Genomic DNA, 2,054 nt, shown 5'->3' on the forward strand with positions numbered 1-2,054 from the left:
CCGTGATGAGCGCGTAGGCCCTGCTTTCCATCAGGCGCTGCCTTCCATGCTCGCGGCCCGGCCCGCCCTGCCGTTTTCCAGCGCGCGGCGGCCCCGGTCCCCTCCGAAAAAGTTCTGCACGAACTTGTGGTCCATGGCGCGGACCAAGTCGAGCGAGTCGCAGGCGATTATATGCTGGTCGGCCAGCACCGCGACGCGGTCCGTGAGCTCGAACAGCGTGTCGAGGTCGTGGGTCACCAGCAGCACCGCGAAACGGTGCTCCTCGCGCAGCCGCTTGATGAGGTGCACGAAGCTTTCCGAGCGGTCCGGGTCGAGCCCCGCGGTCGGCTCGTCGAGGATCAGCAGGTCCGGCGACAGCGCCAGCGAGCGCGCCAGCGACACGCGCTTCACCATGCCGCCCGAGAGATTCGCCGGCAGCAGGTTGCCGTGGCGCGGCTCGAGCTCCACCTGGGCGAGCTTGGTGTTGACGATGGCGCGGATGTCCTCCTCGGAAATTCCGCCGCGCTCGCGCAGCGGGAACGCGACGTTGTCGTAGACGCTGAGCGCCGAGTAGAGCGCGCCGTTCTGGAACAGCATGCCCATGCGCCGGCGCGCGTCGCGCACCTTCTTCACGTTCGGATCGTCCCAGGAGACGCCGAACACCCGGACCTTGCCCGCCGCCGGGCGCTTGAGGCCGAGGATCACGCGCAGCAGCTGGGTCTTGCCGCTGCCCGAGCCGCCCACGAGCGACATCACCTCGTCGCGCCGCACCTTGAAGTCGAGGTCGCGGTGCAGGATGGTCCCCGCGCCGACGGTGTTCACCAGCCCCTCGATCTCGATGACGTACTCGTCGGCGTCCATGCTCAGCCGACGTTGCGCAGAGCGATGGCGAAGATCGCGTCGAGGATGATCACGATCGTGATCGACGCCACCACCGAGCGCGTCACGCCTAGCGCCAGGCTGTCGGTGTTGGGCAGCACGCGCAGGCCGTAGTGGCAGGCGACGAAGGCCACCGCGAAGCCGAACGCGGCCGACTTCCAGATGCCGATCCAGAAGTTCACGACCTCGACCGCTTCCGGCAGCGCCTGCAGGAACGCCCCCGGCGTGATGCCGAGCGTGAACTGCGACACCAGCATGGCGCCCCCGAGCGCGGCCACGTCGGTGCAGAACGCGACCAGCGGCAGCGCGACCGCGAGCGCCAGCACGCGCGGCAGCACGAGCCGCGTGGTCACCGAGATGCCCATCACGGAGAGCGCTTCCACCTCCTCGGTCACGCGCATCACGCCGAGCTGCGCGGTAATCGCCGAGCCCGAGCGCCCGGCCGAGATGATGGAGGCCAGCATCGGCCCGAGCTCGCGCAGCACGCCGATGCCGACGATGTTGATCACCAGGAGGTCCGCGCCGTAGCGCTTGAGCTGCAGCGCGGACAGGTAAGTCAGCACGACGCCGACCAGGAAGCCGACCAGCATCGTCACGGGCAGCGCCGTCACGCCGGAGCGGTAGATGCCCGCGGAGAATTCGCGCAGCGGGAACTCGCGCGGGCGCCGCATGAGCCCGCTCGCGTCGAGCGCGAGCTGCCCGAGCAGCGTGACGCCGTCGCGCAGGTGGACGCCCGCGTCGAAGGTGCCCTCGCCGAGCCGTACCACTGCGGCGAGCGGGTCGATGCGCTCGGTCTCCTTCGGCACCCGCAGTCCGCGCTCGATCTGCGCCAGGACTTCGCGCTGCACGGCCGACAACTTGACATCCTTCGACCCGCGCAGGGCGTGCACCAGCCGGACCGCGCCGGCGTCGTCCATCTCGCTCACGTCCGTGAGGTCCCACGCGATTCGCTCTGGCGGCTGCTTGGTCAGCTCGGCGAACTTGCGCGCGAGATCGGCGTCATGTTCCTTCATGCCGCGGAAGGTCCACAGCCCGCTCGCGCGCACGCGGATCGGCACCGGATCCTGCGCCAGGGTGTGGACTTCCAGCGCCGCGTCGCGGGTCGGCATGGCGGCGCGAGTATACTCCGCGCGCCATGCAACTCTTTGATATCGGTGCGAATCTTACGCATCCGGCGTTTCATGCCGATCTGGATC

The 2,054-nt window shown here is 69.2% G+C and carries 2 protein-coding genes; both read right to left on the reverse strand.

Features of this window, described 5'->3' with window-relative positions:
* Positions 1-30: 30 nt before the first annotated feature.
* Positions 31-840, reverse strand: coding sequence for an ATP-binding cassette domain-containing protein (locus tag VMR86_18985; protein ID HTO09144.1), 810 nt, complete (start codon positions 838-840; stop codon positions 31-33).
* Positions 841-842: 2 nt separating this feature from the next.
* Positions 843-1,967, reverse strand: coding sequence for an ABC transporter permease (locus VMR86_18990; protein ID HTO09145.1), 1,125 nt, complete (start codon positions 1,965-1,967; stop codon positions 843-845).
* Between the last annotated feature and the right edge of the window lie 87 nt (positions 1,968-2,054).

It is taken from the genome of Myxococcota bacterium (genome assembly GCA_035498015.1).
Classification (GTDB): domain Bacteria; phylum Myxococcota_A; class UBA9160; order SZUA-336; family SZUA-336; genus VGRW01.